The organism is Streptomyces sp. NPDC046870 (assembly GCF_040704595.1).
Taxonomy (GTDB): Bacteria; Actinomycetota; Actinomycetes; order Streptomycetales; family Streptomycetaceae; genus Streptomyces; species Streptomyces argyrophylli.
Window position 1 is genome coordinate 15,829 of the sequence record NZ_JBEYXM010000030.1, and the last position, 15,981, is coordinate 31,809.

Below are 15,981 nucleotides of genomic sequence, written 5' to 3' on the forward strand. Positions count from 1 at the left end.
GCCATGCTCGCGGCGACGCCTGCGCAGGCGGAGCGGCAGTACACCGGGCGTCCGTGCGTTTCAACATCGACCGCTACGGCGACAAGCAGCTCTGGGCGACCATCCGACGGCCGTCCCCGACCTTGCCGGTGCCCTCGGGCCCCGGCCCACAGAGGAAGTCCAGGGTGCTGATCGACATATTGGCGGCCGTCGCGCTGCTGCTGTTCGTCATCGGTGTCGTCGCCGACGCGAGACGCTTCGCGAACGCCGTGCTGCTCGGCGTGTTCCTCACACTGATGGCGGTGGCCCACGGGCGGGACCTGCTGGTCTATCAGCGCGCTCTGGACGGCACCTGGCTGGCCAGCCCTGTCCTGGAAGGGCTGGCCGTGCTGCTGCTCTGCTGCCTGCTGATCGGCAACGGGGTGCGGATGGTGCGCAAGGAGGGCAGCAGTCCGGCCAACCTCCTGACGTTCGTCGCGGGTGCCGGGCTCCTGTCGCTCCTGCTGCTGACCGTGGCGGCGTTCGTGACCGAGCTGCACGCGCTGGCCACCGCCGTCGCCATCGCGGCGCTGCTCACCGCCTACTTCGCCTTCCTCTTCGTCTGTTTCACCGTGTACGGCTACGCGTACAGCCGGCAGGCCGTGCCGTCCGGCCTCGACTACATCATCGTCCTCGGGTCCGGTCTGATCGGCGGTGACCGGGTGCCGCCCCTGCTCGCCGGGCGGCTGGACCGTGCGCAAGCGGTCTTCGAGGACCAGGTGGCCGGGGGCGGCGAGCCCGTCCTGATCACATCCGGCGGGCGGGGGCCGGACGAGGCCGTCGCCGAGGCGCAGGCGATGGCCGACTACCTGGCGGCACGCGGCGTACCGGCCGGGAGCCTGCTGCGTGAGGCGGGGTCCGCCACCACCGAGGAGAACCTGCGCAACAGCAAGGCCCTCATGGACGAGCGCGGCAGCGGCTACCGCTGCGTGGTCGTGACCAACGACTTCCATGCCTTCCGGGCCGCGATGATCGCCCGGAAGGTGGGCGTCGACGCCCATGTCCTGGGCTCCCCCACGGCCTCCTACTTCCGGCCCAGCGCGACCATGCGGGAGTTCGCCGCCGTCGTCCTGCACCACCGGTGGATCCACCTCACGGCCTGTGTGCTCCTGGCGGCGGCCTGCTGGCTGGTCCTCATGTGAGGCACGGGCCCCTCCGGGCGCCCGGCCCCACGGGCGGCTGTGGTACCCCCGGCACATCGCGGCCGCCCGTGGTGCGTCCCGCGCCGGCGAACGGGTGACGTCGTTGCCCTTCCGCCCGCTTCAGGGCGTCAGCACGACCCTGCCGAACACCTCCCCCGCGTCCATCGCGCGGTGTGCCCGCACCGCCTGGTCCAGGGGCAGTACCCGGTGCACGACGGTGCGCAGGTTCCCGTGCGCGGCATCGGCGAACTGGGACGACCGTACGGCCTGCCGGTCGGGGCCGGGCACGGTGTCGGAGCTGAAGGTGGCGAACGACAACGACCTGCGGAAGGCGTCCATCAGCCGCATGCCGAAGTCCGCCGGCGGCTGCCCGCCGACGACACCGACGGCCACGTACCGCCCGTTGGGGTTCAACTTGTCCAGAAAACGCGGGAGTTGGGGGCCGCCCACGACATCGATCACCACGTCGAAGCCTGTCGGCGCGTCCGTGCCGCTCTCCCCGGAGCGGTCGAGGACATGCGTCGCGCCCAGGTCCCGCAGGCGGGCGCCGCGCTCCGCCGAGGAGGCGGTGACCGCCACCGCGCTCGCGCCGTTCCTGGCCGCGAGCTGGACCGCGGTGATGCCGATGCCGCCGGCCGCACCGCGCACGAGCACCGTCTCGCCGGGCATGGAACGGGCCCGGTCCAGGGCGAAGTGGGCGACCACCCCGGAGCCGCCGAGGGTGACCGCGTCGGCACCGGTCAGGCCGTCCGGCAGCGCGAGGACGTCCTCGACCGCGGCGACGGCCTGCTCGGCGTACCCACCGGACAGCCCGGTGAACGCCCACACCCGCCGCCCGGTCCACGAGGCGTCCACCCCCTCCCCCACCGCGGTGACCCTTCCCGCGACCTCGCTGCCGAGGAGATGGCCCTCCCGGAAGCCGTAGGCGGCAAGCGTTCCCCGGCGGATCACGGCGTCCACGCCGCCCACCCCGATCGCCTCCGTGGCGATCCGCACCTGCCCCGGGGCGGGAACGGGCTCGGGCACATCGACGACCTCCAGGCCATCGGGGTCTCCGAACGTCCTGATCACGACGGCTCTCATCGCTGCTCCTCGGGTCGGTGAAGTCACGGATCGCCGCTGCCGCGGCCGAGTGCGCCGAGCCGTCCCCCACAGCCGGGGCGCCACCGGTGACGTGCGGGGACGGGGCGGCAGCACGCCATCGGACCGTAACGGACGCCCCCGTCCGCTTGGCTAAAGTGAGAGACCATGACCGTCCATGTGCCTCGGACCGTGCGTTCCGACGCCCGCGACAACCGGATCCGCATCCTGGACGCCGCCCGCGCGGTGTTCGGCGAGGAGGGCCTGGGCGCGCCCATGCGCGAGGTCGCCCGGCACGCGGCCGTCGGCCCCGCCACGCTGTACCGGCACTTCCCGACCAAGCGGGAACTGATCGCGGAGACCTTCGCCGAGCAGCGGCGGGCCTGCCGTGCCGCCGTCCGCGACGCCCTCGCGGACCCGGACCCGTGGCACGGATTCCGGAGCCTGATCGAGCGGATCTGCGAACTCCACGCGCACAGCCGGGGGTTCGCCGAGGCCTTCATGACGGCCTTCCCCGAGGCCATGGACTTCGCCGGCGACCGGGAGCGGACACTGGGCGCGGTCGGCGAACTGGCCCGCCGAGCGCAGCGGACCGGCCGGCTGCGCCCCGGCTTCGTCGTCGACGACCTCGTCCTCATGCTCATGGCCCACCGGGGCCTCCAGGACACCCCGCGCGCCCACCGGCTCACGGCCTCCCGTCGCTTCGCCGCCTACGTGATCGAGGCGTTCCGCGCCGCACCGGAGACGGCAGCGCCCGCGCCGTTGCCGCCGGCACCCCCTCTGCGGCTCACGCACTCGCCCGGCACGCCGTGACCGTGGGACCGGGTGCGTGTCGAGGTGTCCGAGGCACAGGTGTTCGCCGGACCAGCACCCGTGCGCTGCCACGGCTGCTCGGTGAGCCGTGCCGCGTCGCGCCGGAGTGCCCCGGCGAGGAGGACACGCCGCTCTTTGAGGCCGGCTCTCCGGGCGCGGGTGACCTCTTCGGCCATCGTGCGGTCGAGGGCCGGGGCCGGCCCGGCGGCGATGACGAAGACGGTGCGCATGCGAAAGGCCCGGCCGTGGCGGGCCGGGCCTGGGCGGGGTGTGGGTCAGACCTTGCAGAAGCCGAGCCCTTCGAGCGCCTCGTTGATCTGCTTGCCCTGCGCCTCGGTGGTGGTGACGTCCTTGTAGCTGAAGCGCTGGGACGCCGCCCAGTCCATCCGCTGCGCCTTGTGGTTGACGGCGCTGCACTGGTTGCGGGCCGCTTCGATGGCCTTGTCCTCGTACTTGACGATGTCCGGGTTGGCCGCGGCGAGCGCCCGGAGCAGCGCCTCCCGCTCGGCGCCGGTGGGCTTGGGCGGAATGCCGACGGACCTCTCGGCGGCGCTCCAGTCAGGGCTGGGAGTCTTCGACGCCTTCGGGCTCGGGGCGCTCCTGGTGTCGGAGTCACTGCTGGACGAACAGGCGGTCAGCGCGAGCGCGGATGCCGCGACGAGGACGACGGCGGTGATGCGGGTGTTCATGTTCCCCCTGAGACGGTGTGACTGAGGGGACATCATGCCTGACGCGTGGTGTCTGTTTCCGGGCATGCCAGGTCTGCCGCCCCTGGTGGGGCATGATCGGCCGGAACGTCGAGCGCGGTTCAGTTGCCGCGTGGTGCGCCCGGGGAGAACCTGTACCCGGCGAAGTCGGCGATGTGGACGTACCCGAGGCGCTGGTAGAGGGCATTGCTGGTGGGGTTGTCCGGGTCCGTGAACAGGACGACGTCCCTCGCGCCCGCGGCCAGCGCCGCCCGGCTCGTCTCGGCCGTCACGGCGCCCGCGTAGCCGCGGCCCCTCAGGTGGGCCGGGGTGTAGACGGGGTCCACCCGGACCATGCCGCCGACGACCGAGGTCGCGGCCGCCATGGAGACGGGGGTGCCGTCCGGGGCCTCCCAGAACGTGAAGTGCCTGTCGCCGAAACGCGAGTCGTCCCAGGCGCCGGCATCGATCAGGTCGATGGAGGACTGCTCCCCCACGTCGACGCAGAACTCCCGGCACCAGCGCACGACGTGCTCACGGTCCCGCTCGCCCGTGCTGCGGCCCCGTCCCTCCGGGCGCGGCTGCGGTGGGGTGAGCGTGCCGAGGCGGTAGAGATGTGTCCGCCAGAAAGGTACCGGTACCGCGCCCGTGTGCCGCTGCCATGCCCCGGCGAAAGCGCCCGCGGTGTCGTGGTCGGCGACGACGTTGGCGGGCGGGCGGCCGAGGCCGGCCAGCTGGGCGGCGAGGGCGTCTGCCTGCCCGGCGGAGAGGGGGGTGAGACCCAGACGGCCCTGCGGGGTGACGTAGAAGACCGCGTGGACTTCGCCTCCTGACTCGAGCCGGCCGAAGACGGGGGTGTCGGCGTCGTGTCCGGCCGCGCGGCGCTTCCGCAGCTTCTCGATGTCCGTCAGTGGCGTGTTGTGCAGGGCGGGGCGCGAGCGCAGGAAGTCCCCGGCTCGGGCGAGGAACTCGTCGACGTCCTGGGTGAGGTGCCAGTGATGCGGGCTCATGCCTCATGATCCCGGACGTCCCGGCGTGAAGTCCCCGGAATGAGCGAAAGCGTTGCGGCACCGCGGGGGCCGGCAGCCAGGTGGCGCGGGGCGGACGCGCCGGGCGCCACGGTACGAGCCGGGTGCCGGTGCCGTACCCACTACGCCTGCTCCACCGCGCGCTGACCGTCCGCGGCCTGCGGCTGGTCCTCCGGGGCCAGGCGGTTGATGCGGTACACGTCCGGGACGCAGAGGTTGAGGACGGTCGCCACAGCGATCATCCCCGCGCAGGTCAGCAGCACGGCCTGGCCGCTCCACGAGTGGGCCGCAAGGGCCGTGACGAGGTAACCGACGGGGATGGCGAGGCGCTCCCCGACACCGTTGTAGGCGCTCATGCGGCCCTGTTCCGCCTGGGGCACGCGCTGTTGGAACGCGGTGGTCCAGGCGACGATCGCGATGTCGAGCCCGACGCCCGCCAGTGCGGTGGTCGGCAGGACGAGGGGCAGCGGCAGCGTGCAGGCCATGGCTGCCAGGGGGAACGCGAGCGCACCACCCGCGCAGACCGCCACCGTGAGCAGCCGGTACGGCTTCCAGCGCAGGCAGACGAGAGTACCTGCCAGCAGGCCGCACGTGAACGCCGCCTGGATCAGGCCCCAGTCGCGTGCTCCCGCGTACTGCCGCGCGGCCACGAGCGGACCGAGGAGCTGGAAGCCCGCCAGCCAGGCCGCGACGAGGACGGAGCCGGCGACCGTGTACGTCCACAACCAGGTCCGCGCCCAGAAGCCCGCCCAGCCCGCCCGCAGGTCGCTCAGGACGCCGCCCGGTGTGGCGAGCGGAGCGTCCAGACGCAGTCCGAGAAGCAGGACGGCCGCGGCGGCGAACGTGACCGCGTCCCAAGCCAGTGCCCATGCCGCGCCGCTGGCAGCGACGACGACACCGCCGACGACCGGACCCAGCACCTTGACCGCGTTGCCCGGCAGCCTGAGCAACGCGTTCGCCTGCTGCAGCTGCTGGTGCGGAACGATCTGCGCGACGGCGCCCTGCGCGGCCGGCACGATGAACGACGCCGCCGTCCCCGAGACGAAACCGCATGCCGCGATCGACACCGTCGTCGCGTGTCCGGTGGCCACGGTGACGGCCAGCGCACCCTGCGCGCCCGCCGCCAGCAGGTTCCCCACGAAGAGAAGCCGGCTGCGGGACAGGCGGTCCGCGAACAGACCGCCGGCGAGCAGGAACACGATCGTGGGGATGGTGTTCGTGGCGAGCACCAGGCCGAGGGACCCGGCTCCTCCGCCCTGCTCGATGACGGAGTAGGCCAGGGCCAGAGGGGCCATCGCGGACCCGGTCGCCGAGATGAGGTTGGCCGACACGAACCGCCGGAAAGCCGCGACCCTGAACGGACTGCTGTTCGGTGTCGGTGACGCGTCGGCGGTTTCCATGGTCCCCCTCGGACTCGGCGCAGCGAGCACCCTAGTGCAGGAGGACGCCGTGCCGGACGCCGGCGGGGAGCGCCCGGTCACGGTTCGCGAGGTTCCCTGTGAGGATCTCCGTCCGAGCGGCTTGCGTGAACCGGTGACGGCGCGTCACCGGCGACGGGCCCGGGTCGTAGCGATGCCGGCTCCGACCACGAGCAGCACAGGCAGCGGTGCCAGCCACGCCTGCCTGACCGACGCACCGGTCACGGTCATCACGACGCCGATCAGCAGGTAGACGGCGAGGAACGCCGCGATCAAGCCGCCCCGATGACCGCGCGTACCGCCCTCGACGTTCTCGATTCCGCGGCCGATCCCCATACTGACCTCCTGGTGATACGCGAGCCCTGACAGCTCTCTGGTCGGGTCACCGCTGCGCAGCCGGCGCCTACCGCCTACCCTGCGGCGAGGCCGGCAGACGCGGGCTCCCGCGGTCCCGCGGTTCAAGAGGCCCGGTCGCCGGCAGGGCTCCCGTGGGACTCGGTCGCCGCCCAGCCGGCGAGGAGCCTGAGCCGGTCCCCGTCGGGGCTGCCCGGTTCGGCCGTGTAGATCGTCGGCGAGTGGACCTCGCGTGGCGAGACGGGCAGGTCCATCGGCTGGTGGACGAAGCTCGCCGATCAGTTCGCGCAGTGCCTTGTCGTGCGGGTAACGGCCCGCCTCGGCGCACAGCAGGGCGACGGGGCGTACGGCTGGAGTGCTGGGCTGCCCGGGCCAGGTCGGTCGAGGCGGTCGGCACCCAGGAGGCGTTCGTGCAGATCGCCGGCGCCACCCGCGGCGGCGGGCACCTCGGCTACGTGGGCGTCACCTACGACGTCGCCATCCCGGGCATCGAGCTGTTCTTCGCCGGCATCCACACTCTGGGCGGGCCCGCCCTGGTGTCCCCGGTGGTCGACGGGCGCCGGTGCGGTCCCGCCCCGGCCCCCCCGCTACAAGCCGATGACGTCCTCTTCGAACGGGGTGCCGGCCGGGTCGGCGTTCACGGTCCGCCAGGCCACGTACTCCACCGCCCACGGCTCCCCGTCCCCCCAGGCGGACCGCAGCTCGTCATCGAACTCCCAGCTGACGACCTCCTCGTCGCCGGGGTGCTCTGCACCGAGATCCTGGAGCAACGCGTTGATCTTCATGCTGGTGGGCGGCGTGCACTGGGCGGCCCGCGCGCCGTGGTCGTCGGGGTTCGTGTGACAGCTCATACCGGTTCAACGACGCCGCGGGCGGCACGGAACGGTTGACGCGGCACACGGCCGTCGACGGCACCCGGTCGGAGATCCGTTCGAGTCCGGTGTGCCGAGCCGGCTGGAGCCGGGCCTGGCCCGCCCCTGTTCCTCACGCGCCGCCCTCAGGACCCCGGTCTCCATTCGAAGAGCAGGATGGTCGCGTCGTCGCGCAGCTGGTTGCGCTGGTAGTCGAAGATGGCGTGGATGAGCAGCCGCAGCACCTCGGCCGGGCGCTGGCCGGCGATGTTGGAGTGGATGATGAATTCGGTGAACCGGTCGAGGCCGAACTCGGCGCCGTCGCTGTCCCGGGCCTCCACGACACCGTCGGTGTAGAGCAGGACGCAGTCGTCCGGTTCCAGTTTCGTCTCGTGGATCTGCCGGGCCGCCGGCGCGAGCGGGCCGGCGAGGCCGAGCGGCGGCTGCGGGGAACTGTCGAGCGCCCCGGCGAGCACCCGCTCGCCGCGGATCAGCAGTGGTGGCGGATGACCGCAGTTGACCCAGCGCAGCAGCCCGCTCTTGGCGTCGAGTCGGCACAGCACACCGGTGCAGAAGTGGTCGGGCAGCCACTGGGCGAGCGCCCGGTCGACGGAGCCGACGATGTCGGCCAGGTCACCACCGCCGCGTCGGGTGTTGCGGGCCGCCGCCATGGCGACCGACGTGGTCAGGCCGGCGATCAGATCGTGCCCCATCCCGTCGAGGATCATCGTGTGCAGCGTGTTCTTGACCACCGAGTGGTCGAAGGCGTCGCCGGCGATGCCGTACGCCGGTTCCAGGACCGCGGTCGAGACGCATCTGCTGCTGCCGATGGTGCGAGGTGGCAGGAAGGCTCGCACCATCTCGGCGGGCAGCCCCATGCGTGCGGTGCGGGTGCGGGCGGCGAGCCAGTCGCTGTAGGCGCGCTTGGAGGAAATGATCATGGCGAACAGACGGGCCAGCATCCGGCCGCGGCGCATCAGAACGCCGTCGAGCGAGGCGACGTGCACCGCGAGCACGCCGAGCCGCTCGGCACCGTCGACCATGGGCAACCAAACGATCAAGCCGTCGTCGGCGTCGACCACCCGCGGGGAGATCGTGCGGTAGGCCCAGCCGGCCGACGAGCCGTCCACCAGGAGCGGTTCCAGGGCTTCGTCGAGGGGGATGAGCAGCCGTTGCTGCAGGTCGACGAGGTAGATCAGCGCGGTGCCCAGGCCGAGTGCCGCGGCGCATCGGTCGGCCAGGCCGGGCAGTTCGACCGGCAGGGCCGTTTGCGCCTCGCTGATCAGCTGTTCCCACCGGTTCTCCTCTTCGGTGGGGCCGGGACCGGAGGGCGCGTGTGGTGGGTCCGGCACGGGGATCACCCCTTCCATGCCCAGTCTCACACCGATCCCGTCGTCTCACGCCTCCAGCGGGAGCCGATGCCCGACGAGAACGCACCAGTAAAAGCGGATCACCTCTTGTGATTCAGTTCACCAGTTTTTGGCTGGATTATTACGTAACGTGCGCTTTAGCCTCTTCAGAAGTATGCAAGCCTCATAGGTGATCTCCTCTCGCAGCAGCCGCACAGGCGACGGGAGGAGGCCGGACGGAACTCGGGTATTAGCCGCTGTTTCCCGTCACTTCAGAGGCGATTTCGAGCTCGGAAGGCGGAAGAAGTGAGCGAAGACGCCGTGTGGGTCCGAGGCGTGACCGGCATCCAACTGCATCACGTCACCAATATCCAGGATGCTCGGCGGTTTCTGGGCAATGCCGTCATGGCACTGAGCGCTGCCCATGTGAGAACCGGCGACGCCAGGTTCTCCGGTCTCGCCGACCAGCTCAAGGGCATGGTCGCCGCTGCGCGTGACCTGGAGGGCGAGGCGCAGGAGAGGATGCGGGAGCTGCACTCCGCGGACCCCGAGCGGTTCGTGCGCTGCCGGGAGGGCGAGGAGCCCTGGCCGGACGAGCTCCAGGCGGGCTTCGTGCCGCGTCACACATGCCGCGACGAGTGCCTCTACCACGACCACGGGGTGCTGGACGGCATCATGCAGTGCACCTGCGGCCGGCCGCCGTGCCGTGCTTGCGCGATCGTCGGCGCGCCCTGACGCGCAGCCGCGAGGGCCGGGCTCCCGCCCATGACGAGGCAGCCCTGATCGCGGGAGCGACACCTGTGCCGCCACTTGGACGTCGGCCCCGCCCAGTGCCGCTTTCGCCGTCTTCTTCCGGAGAATAGCGCGGGCTCATCTCTTTCCACGGTATTCGATACGTTGTCCCGGCGGACAGGCCCGGTCGTGCGTGCACGGCCGGGCCTGTCTTTTTCAGGGCGGGCGATGCCCTGCTTCTCCATCTCAAACGACGTGCCGCGCCAGTGTCCGGCCGAACCCCGCTCCCACCTCTTTTCCAGCGCCCGTGGCGGGCCCCCGCGGGGCACCCCCGACTCGCCTTGACACGCTGCCGTCCCGGGGGTTGCCTTGAATAAGGACGCTGCATCTGAGGCGTCCCATCGGCTCCGGCTCGGTGCACGTCCCGGGGCCGCAGGCGCGGCGGGCGGAGCACTTTATGGCGACGTATGAATATTCCTGCAGCCGCTGCGGATCGTTCGATGTGAAGCTGCCGATGGGCACCGCGCCGGCGCAGTGGAAGTGCTCGCGGTGCGACGACGCCGCGCGGCGTGTGTACTCCTCTCCGGCGTTCGCCTCGACACCGCCCGCGGTGGCCGCCCTGCGCGAGCGTTCGGAGAAGTCGCGGGAGAACCCCGAGGTGGTCACGCGCGTTGCCGGCGAGGCGACGCCAAGTCCCGCTCATCCGGCGCTCGCCCGGCTCCCCCGGCCCTGACGGGCGAGCCGGGCCGGCGCGTGTGCGTGCGTCTTCCCGGCGGCCACGAGTGCTTGCCGGCCTGGATGCTCGCGGGCATGACTGCTTGCCGGCACGAGGGCTCGCGGGCGTGTCACCGACGGAGCGAAACAGCGGGAGGTGTGTCCTCTTGGCCAACGTCGGACTTCTCTTCGTGGGTGCTGTGCTGTTCATGAACGGGTTGATGCTGCTGGGAAAGGTGGACAGCCGGGCAGCAGCCGTATTCAACCTCTTCGTGGGCGGACTACAGGTCCTCACACCCACCTATCTCATCATCGCCGCGAACGATGATCCCAAGCGCATCATGCTGGCGTCGGGCATTTTCCTGTTCGGCTTCACGTACCTCTACGTAGGAATCGGACTGCTCATCGGGTTGGACACGACGGGCGTGGGATATTACTCGCTCTTCGTGGCCATCGTGGCCCTCGGCTATTCCTTCGTCAGTTTCCGGCTCGTGAAAGATCAGCCTTTCGGCGTGATATGGCTCTATTGGGCGTTCCTCTGGTTCCTCTTCTTCCTCCTGCTGGGGCTGAAAATCGAGACGCTGACGACCTATGTGGGCTGGGTGACCGCGATAGAGGGCTGGGTGACGGGTGTCATCCCGGCATACCTGCTGCTGACCGGTTACTGGGTCCCGGCGAACTTCTCCGAGACGGCGATCGCGTTGGGCGCCTTCGGCGTACTGACCTTCGCCGGGCTGTGGTTCGTACTCCGCCGCAGGTCTCCCCACAAGCCCGCGCAGGACTACGGCACCTCGGGATATCCGGCCGGAAGCCACGGCTGACCCTTCCGGGGCGCCATGCCACTTGGATCATCGGGAGCAACACGAGGAGTTGACATGCCTGAAGTGATCTTCAGCGTCGATCAGTCCCGGTCGATGCGTGACCAGGATGTGCCCGGACACAACAGGTGGCATCCGGACATACCGACTGTTGCCATGGTCCGCCCGGGGGACGAGTTCCGCGTCGAATGCCGTGAGTGGACCGACGCGCAGATCGGCAACAACGACTCCGCCAACGACGTGCGTGACGTCGACCTCAAGCGGGCCCACATGCTCAGCGGGCCGATCGGTGTCGAAGGCGCGGAGCCGGGTGACCTGCTGATCGTGGACGTCCTCGACCTCGGACCGGTGCCGCAGCAGGTCGGGGACGCCCCTGGCCAGGGCTGGGGGTACACGGGCGTCTTCGCCAAGGCCAACGGCGGGGGGTTCCTGACCGACTACTTCCCGGACGCCTACAAGGCGATATGGGAGTTCCACGGGCAGGTGGCGACCTCCCGGCACCTCCCCGGCGTCCGCTTCACCGGTATCACGCACCCCGGTCTCTTCGGCACGGCGCCGTCCGCCGAGCTGCTGGAACGCTGGAACAGGCGGGAGCAGGCCCTGATCGACACCGACCCGGAGCGCATCCCGCCCCTGGGGCTCGCGCCCGACCAGGACCAGGCCCTGTGTGGTCAGGCGACAGGGTCGGACGCCGAGCGCATGGCCCAGGAAGGCGCGCGCACGGTTCCCGCGCGGGAGAACGGAGGCAACCACGACATCAAGAACTTCACCCGCGGGTCGCGTGTCTTCTACCCCGTCCACGTCAAGGACGCCAAGCTGTCGGGCGGCGATCTGCACTTCAGCCAGGGAGACGGTGAGATCACCTTCTGCGGCGCCATCGAGATGGGCGGTTACATCGACTTCCACGTCGATCTCATCAAGGGCGGCATGGAGAAGTACGGCATCAGCACCAACCCCGTCTTCATGCCGGGCAACGTCGAGCCGCGGTACACGGAGTTCATGTCCTTCATCGGGATCTCCGTGGACCACGACACCGACACCAACTACTACCTGGACGCGACGGTCGCCTACCGCCGTGCCTGCCTCAACGCCGTCGAGTACCTGAAGAGGTTCGGCTACACCGGAGAGCAGGCCTACCTGCTGCTCGGCGCGGCCCCCATCGAGGGGCGCATCAGCGGAATCGTCGACATCCCGAACGCCTGCTGCTCCCTGTACCTGCCGACCGGGATCTTCGACTTCGACGTCCGCCCCACCGCGGAGGGACCGAAGACCGCGGACCGCGGGCAGTGCGCGGTGTCCAGCTGAACGGAGGAGGACCGACGCGGCCCCCGCCCGGCGGCTCACCGGGCGGGGGCCGCGCCCTGCGGGTTCAGCGTGGTCCGACACGCATGGTGAAACCGACTTCGGTGGAGCCGAGTGTCTCGGTCACTCTCCAGCAGCCGGCCTCGGGGAAGGCGATGACCGTCGGCCACCACTGCCGGTGACCGTCGGCCGTGGCGAGTCCGCCGGTGCCCCCGCTCACGGAGCCGGGCCCGTCCAGTCGTTCGGCGCCGACGCGCGGGGCGCCCTTCCGGTCCGTCACCCGTCCCCGGGCGTCGAGGGTGACCGAGGCGTACTTCGCACGGTAGCCGTCCCGGCGATCGCCCGTGCGATCCAGGCCGGCCGGCTTGGCCACCCACAGGTCGTCGGCACCGTACCAACGCATCGCCTCGTCGAAGTCGTGCACGGCGGCCGGTACGGACGCGGAGGCGACCGACGCGGTTTCCCGGCACGCCGCGGCCGACCCCGCCTGACGCGGCGCCGAGGACGAACAGCCGACGGCCAGCATCACCAACGGGCACACGAGTAACGCAGCTCCTCGTACCGTCCGCCTGCGCATGGGCGTCAGTCTTCCATGCCGCGAGCCGGGCGTTCCGACGCCGCCTCGGCCTTCTGGTCCTTCGGCACATCGTCCTTTTGACTCATCGAGGTGACGAGGGTGGAGGAGATGTGCGCCAGGGCGGGGTCTGCAGCGATGAAGAACGTTTCCAGTCCGGCCAGTTCGTGGTTCATGCGGGCCATCGGCATCTCGTGGTCGAGGTCGCGAACGCCGCGGACTCCGCGGACGACGACGTCGATTCCGACTTGGCGGCAGTAGTCGACCAGCAGGCCGCCGGTGTGGGAGTCGACCGTGATGTTGCTCAAGCCCGTTGCTGCCTCGCGGAGCCGGGCCAGCCGTTCCGCGATGGGGAAGCGGCCGGTCTTGTTCGAGTCCCGGACGCCGAACAGCTGGCCACGACATTGACGAGCCGTCTCTCCACTGGACCGCTGGCCACTGTCATCGCGTTCGCCGAACAGCTGTCATGAGCGCTCTACCGACTGGATCGTCACCTACACCCGCGCAGCCATCGTGGCCGCCGGCCGTACCGGCCGACGCACAGCGGTCAGCCGAAGACGAGTTCGACGTCCTTGTCCACGCAGAACCGAAGGACGGTGATCAATTGCCTGACATCTTCGATGCGCCGTTGAAGGACTGAGGCGCTGTCGTCAGGCTGAGCTTGGTCGAGAATCGCTTCCAGCCGGGGCAGCATGGCCGCGCACTGTGCGGGTGCGAGGTCGGGTCCATCGTCGTCTGGATGGTTGAGCAGCGGCGCCAGCGTGGTGGAGACGCTGCACCACTCGCGTTCTCCGCCGAAGCCGTCCATCTCGGTGAGGGTGAACCCCTCGGCCTGGGCCAACCACTTCCTGAACATGCTGAAGCCGGTGTAGGACCAGGAGATGTCCGGGCTCGTCACGTCGTCGACGCCCGGAAACAGCATCAGTCCCACCTCGTCCCCCTTGGTTGCTCGGAGATCAGGATCGTCGCGGGGAACGGAGTCGGTAACTGTGTGTCGAAGGCCGCGGCCGGACGCGTCACTGGTTGACCCGAAGGAAAGGGCGCGCGTCGGCGTTCACCGCAGTGCCGACCGTTCGGTGGGTGCCAGCCGTAGCCGCTGTGGGGGTCTGGCTAGCCGTGACGAGAGGGTCGGCAGCAGCTCCTCGCGCCAGTGTTCCGAGAGCCGTACGCGGTTCAGGTGCTGTTCCAGGTGGGCTTCGTCGGCGAAGCGCGCGAACCATACGAAGACCTCCTCGCTCGTGCGCACCGGCAGCGCCGGGAAGGTGTTCGGGGCGTGTTCCGACCGCAGGTACGCCAGTGGCTCGGCGCCGGTCCCGGTCAGTACGGGGCGCACGCGCTGCTCGAAGAACTCGACGAACTCCGTGCCGAACGGGCCGTGTCCGTACCAGATCGTGGCGAGGACGAGCGACGGCGGCGTAGGCGCCGGCTCGCCGGGGGCCGGCCGGGTGCCGCGCGGCACGGGGAACCCACCGCCCGTCGAAGCCGGCCGCAGCAGCAGCACGTCGTCGGAGTCGATCATCGTCGCGTTCGCCTCGTCGCGGTGTGCCCGCCAGACCGGGCCGCCGTAGAAGCTCTCCAGGGCCCCGGCTCGGCGCGGCATGTCCTCGAAGCCACGGAGCCAGACGAACCGGTCAGGGTCGTCCAGGTCACGGAACTGCCCCAGGACGGTCGCACCCACCGCCTCCTGCGACTCGACGAATTCCCGGTCGAACAGATCGATCAGGACGTCTCGCTGTCCTGGGTGCAGCGTGTACTGGCGCAGTTCGACGACTGGGCACCGTGGGGCTTCCACCAGTCCTCCTCCTGTTCGGTTGTCGCGTTGTTGGAACAGAATTTGTTACAGCAAGCGGCAGGGGGCTGCCCGGCTATGGGCCCTCCGGGCTCGGGGCTCCGGCTCCGGGCTTCCGGCTAGTTCACCAGCGTCTCCCGGAGTACGTCGGCGATCGACGTGGCCGCCAGTTCCTGGCGCATGACCCGCTCGACCCGGTCGTAGACCCCGCTCAGGACGGGCCGGATGCCCCGGCCGACCGGGCACTCCAGGTTGGGCTCGGTGCGGTGCAGGCCGAACGGTGGCCGTGCGTCCACGGCGTCGTACACCTCAAGGAGGGTGATCCCCTCGGGCTCACGGGCCAGGCTCCAGCCCGCACCGGCGCCGTGGCGCACCTCCACCAGGCCGGCTCGTCGCAGGTCACCGAGGCTGCGCCGGATGATCACGGGGTTGGTGTTGACGCTGGCCGCGACCTGTTCCGAAGTGAGCACCTCCTGGCCGCGGCGGTGCGCCAGGGCCAGCCAGGCGAGCGCGTGCGTCGCGATGGTCAAACGACTGTTCGCCGCCATCACCCCTCCTCGTTCGGTGCAACAGCTTCTGTTACACCCGACCCCGCGGTCAAGCACCACCATCCGACGGCGCCGCTGCGTGAGCAGGTGTCGGCCGTCACTGCTCCGGTGACCAGGGTGCGGAGCGCAGGTCCGCGACGCTGCGCCGGTCGCGGCTCTCCGGGGGGCCGCCGGCCGCCTTGCCCACCGCGACCATGGAGACGATCGCCCAACCCGGGTTCGGGTCCAGCTCCTTGGTGAGCCCTTCGATGTCGAAGGCCCGGAACTGGTGCGCCGCCAGCCCCATGGCCTGTGCCTGAACGGTCATGTGGGCGACGGCCTGGCCGAGGTCGTAGTCCGCGAACTCGGAGTAGAGCAGCCGCGTGTCGTCGACGTGGCGGCGCGTCAGCGTGACGATGAGCAGGCCCGCGTCCGTCGCCCAGCGGGCCGAGCTGGGCGCGAGGTGGGGGAGCACCCGGTCGTGATCCGGCTCGCCCGGCCTGCCGGTGAAGAAGCCCCACGGCTGGGAGTTCCCCGCCGACGGTGCCCACCGCGCGGCCTCCAGCAGCAGCCCGAGGGCGTGGTCGTCGACGGCCCCCGACGGATCGAACCGATAGGGGCTGAAGCGCCCGGCGAGCAGCGGGTGCAGGCCGCGGGGCGGCTCCTGAGGATGGCGCATGCTCCGCTCCAACCGGCGCTCTCCGGCGCGTATTCCGGCCGGTGCGAGGTGGATCGTGCGCCACACCGAACCGGCGTGAGGTCCGTTCGCTGAGCGCGGGAGAGCCG

19 protein-coding genes are annotated in these 15,981 nt (G+C 70.6%); 6 read left to right on the plus strand and 13 right to left on the minus strand.

Annotation, left to right across the window (positions count from 1 at the left end; translation table 11 throughout):
• The first annotated feature begins 53 nt into the window (after positions 1 to 53).
• The gene (locus AB0946_RS36675) at positions 54 to 1,160 is read left to right on the plus strand and encodes a YdcF family protein (protein WP_366765047.1); all 1,107 of its coding nucleotides are present in this window, start codon (positions 54 to 56) and stop codon (positions 1,158 to 1,160) included.
• A 120-nt stretch (positions 1,161 to 1,280) separates the two neighbouring features.
• On the opposite strand, the gene AB0946_RS36680 is transcribed toward AB0946_RS36675, so the two are convergent.
• Positions 1,281 to 2,243 (minus strand): zinc-dependent alcohol dehydrogenase family protein, encoded by a 963-nt coding sequence (locus tag AB0946_RS36680; protein ID WP_366765049.1) that lies wholly within the window; start codon positions 2,241 to 2,243, stop codon positions 1,281 to 1,283.
• A 165-nt stretch (positions 2,244 to 2,408) separates the two neighbouring features.
• Between AB0946_RS36680 and AB0946_RS36685 the strand changes: the two genes are divergently transcribed.
• Positions 2,409 to 3,053 carry a helix-turn-helix domain-containing protein gene (locus tag AB0946_RS36685; RefSeq protein WP_366765050.1) on the plus strand — a complete coding sequence of 215 codons (645 nt, stop codon included), beginning with the start codon at positions 2,409 to 2,411 and terminating at the stop codon, positions 3,051 to 3,053.
• A gap of 275 nt (positions 3,054 to 3,328) precedes the next feature.
• Here AB0946_RS36685 and AB0946_RS36690 read toward each other — a convergent pair whose 3' ends face one another.
• The 6 genes from AB0946_RS36690 to AB0946_RS36715 form a co-directional block, all read right to left on the minus strand.
• On the minus strand, positions 3,329 to 3,742 hold the full coding sequence (locus AB0946_RS36690) for a hypothetical protein (protein WP_366765051.1): 414 nt from the start codon (positions 3,740 to 3,742) through the stop codon (positions 3,329 to 3,331).
• 119 nt (positions 3,743 to 3,861) lie between these two features.
• Positions 3,862 to 4,749, minus strand: a complete 888-nt coding sequence (locus AB0946_RS36695) for a GNAT family N-acetyltransferase (protein ID WP_366765052.1) — start codon at positions 4,747 to 4,749, stop codon at positions 3,862 to 3,864.
• Between the two features lie 140 nt (positions 4,750 to 4,889).
• A complete protein-coding gene (locus tag AB0946_RS36700) occupies positions 4,890 to 6,167 on the minus strand; it encodes an MFS transporter (RefSeq protein WP_366765053.1) in 1,278 nt (425 codons plus the stop codon).
• Between the two features lie 144 nt (positions 6,168 to 6,311).
• Positions 6,312 to 6,521 (minus strand): hypothetical protein, encoded by a 210-nt coding sequence (locus tag AB0946_RS36705; protein WP_366765054.1) that lies wholly within the window; start codon positions 6,519 to 6,521, stop codon positions 6,312 to 6,314.
• A gap of 605 nt (positions 6,522 to 7,126) precedes the next feature.
• Positions 7,127 to 7,390: a hypothetical protein gene (locus AB0946_RS36710; protein WP_366765055.1), complete on the minus strand. Its 264-nt coding sequence runs from the start codon at positions 7,388 to 7,390 to the stop codon at positions 7,127 to 7,129.
• A 146-nt stretch (positions 7,391 to 7,536) separates the two neighbouring features.
• Positions 7,537 to 8,760, minus strand: a complete 1,224-nt coding sequence (locus AB0946_RS36715) for a PP2C family protein-serine/threonine phosphatase (RefSeq protein WP_366765057.1) — start codon at positions 8,758 to 8,760, stop codon at positions 7,537 to 7,539.
• A 384-nt stretch (positions 8,761 to 9,144) separates the two neighbouring features.
• Here AB0946_RS36715 and AB0946_RS36720 point away from each other — a divergent pair, with 384 nt between their 5' ends.
• The 4 genes from AB0946_RS36720 to fmdA all read left to right on the plus strand — a co-directional run bounded on the left by AB0946_RS36720 (position 9,145) and on the right by fmdA (position 12,308).
• A complete protein-coding gene (locus AB0946_RS36720) occupies positions 9,145 to 9,474 on the plus strand; it encodes a hypothetical protein (protein WP_366765058.1) in 330 nt (109 codons plus the stop codon).
• Between the two features lie 454 nt (positions 9,475 to 9,928).
• Positions 9,929 to 10,204 (plus strand): FmdB family zinc ribbon protein, encoded by a 276-nt coding sequence (locus tag AB0946_RS36725; RefSeq protein ID WP_366765059.1) that lies wholly within the window; start codon positions 9,929 to 9,931, stop codon positions 10,202 to 10,204.
• Between the two features lie 148 nt (positions 10,205 to 10,352).
• A complete protein-coding gene (locus tag AB0946_RS36730; RefSeq protein ID WP_366765060.1) occupies positions 10,353 to 11,006 on the plus strand; it encodes an AmiS/UreI family transporter in 654 nt (217 codons plus the stop codon).
• A 54-nt stretch (positions 11,007 to 11,060) separates the two neighbouring features.
• A complete protein-coding gene (gene fmdA / locus AB0946_RS36735) occupies positions 11,061 to 12,308 on the plus strand; it encodes a formamidase (protein WP_366765062.1) in 1,248 nt (415 codons plus the stop codon).
• Positions 12,309 to 12,372: 64 nt separating this feature from the next.
• Here the strand turns inward: fmdA and AB0946_RS36740 are convergent, their stop codons facing one another.
• The 6 genes from AB0946_RS36740 to AB0946_RS36765 all read right to left on the minus strand — a co-directional run bounded on the left by AB0946_RS36740 (position 12,373) and on the right by AB0946_RS36765 (position 15,874).
• On the minus strand, positions 12,373 to 12,846 hold the full coding sequence (locus AB0946_RS36740; RefSeq protein ID WP_366765064.1) for a hypothetical protein: 474 nt from the start codon (positions 12,844 to 12,846) through the stop codon (positions 12,373 to 12,375).
• 41 nt (positions 12,847 to 12,887) lie between these two features.
• Complete coding sequence (locus AB0946_RS36745) at positions 12,888 to 13,340, minus strand: hypothetical protein (RefSeq protein WP_366765128.1); 453 nt, start codon at positions 13,338 to 13,340, stop codon at positions 12,888 to 12,890.
• Positions 13,341 to 13,426: 86 nt separating this feature from the next.
• A complete protein-coding gene (locus AB0946_RS36750; protein ID WP_366765065.1) occupies positions 13,427 to 13,810 on the minus strand; it encodes a hypothetical protein in 384 nt (127 codons plus the stop codon).
• A 123-nt stretch (positions 13,811 to 13,933) separates the two neighbouring features.
• Complete coding sequence (locus AB0946_RS36755) at positions 13,934 to 14,671, minus strand: NIPSNAP family protein (protein WP_366765066.1); 738 nt, start codon at positions 14,669 to 14,671, stop codon at positions 13,934 to 13,936.
• Between the two features lie 116 nt (positions 14,672 to 14,787).
• On the minus strand, positions 14,788 to 15,216 hold the full coding sequence (locus tag AB0946_RS36760) for an Rrf2 family transcriptional regulator (RefSeq protein ID WP_366765067.1): 429 nt from the start codon (positions 15,214 to 15,216) through the stop codon (positions 14,788 to 14,790).
• A gap of 97 nt (positions 15,217 to 15,313) precedes the next feature.
• The gene (locus AB0946_RS36765; RefSeq protein WP_366765068.1) at positions 15,314 to 15,874 is read right to left on the minus strand and encodes a nitroreductase family protein; all 561 of its coding nucleotides are present in this window, start codon (positions 15,872 to 15,874) and stop codon (positions 15,314 to 15,316) included.
• Positions 15,875 to 15,981: the final 107 nt, after the last annotated feature.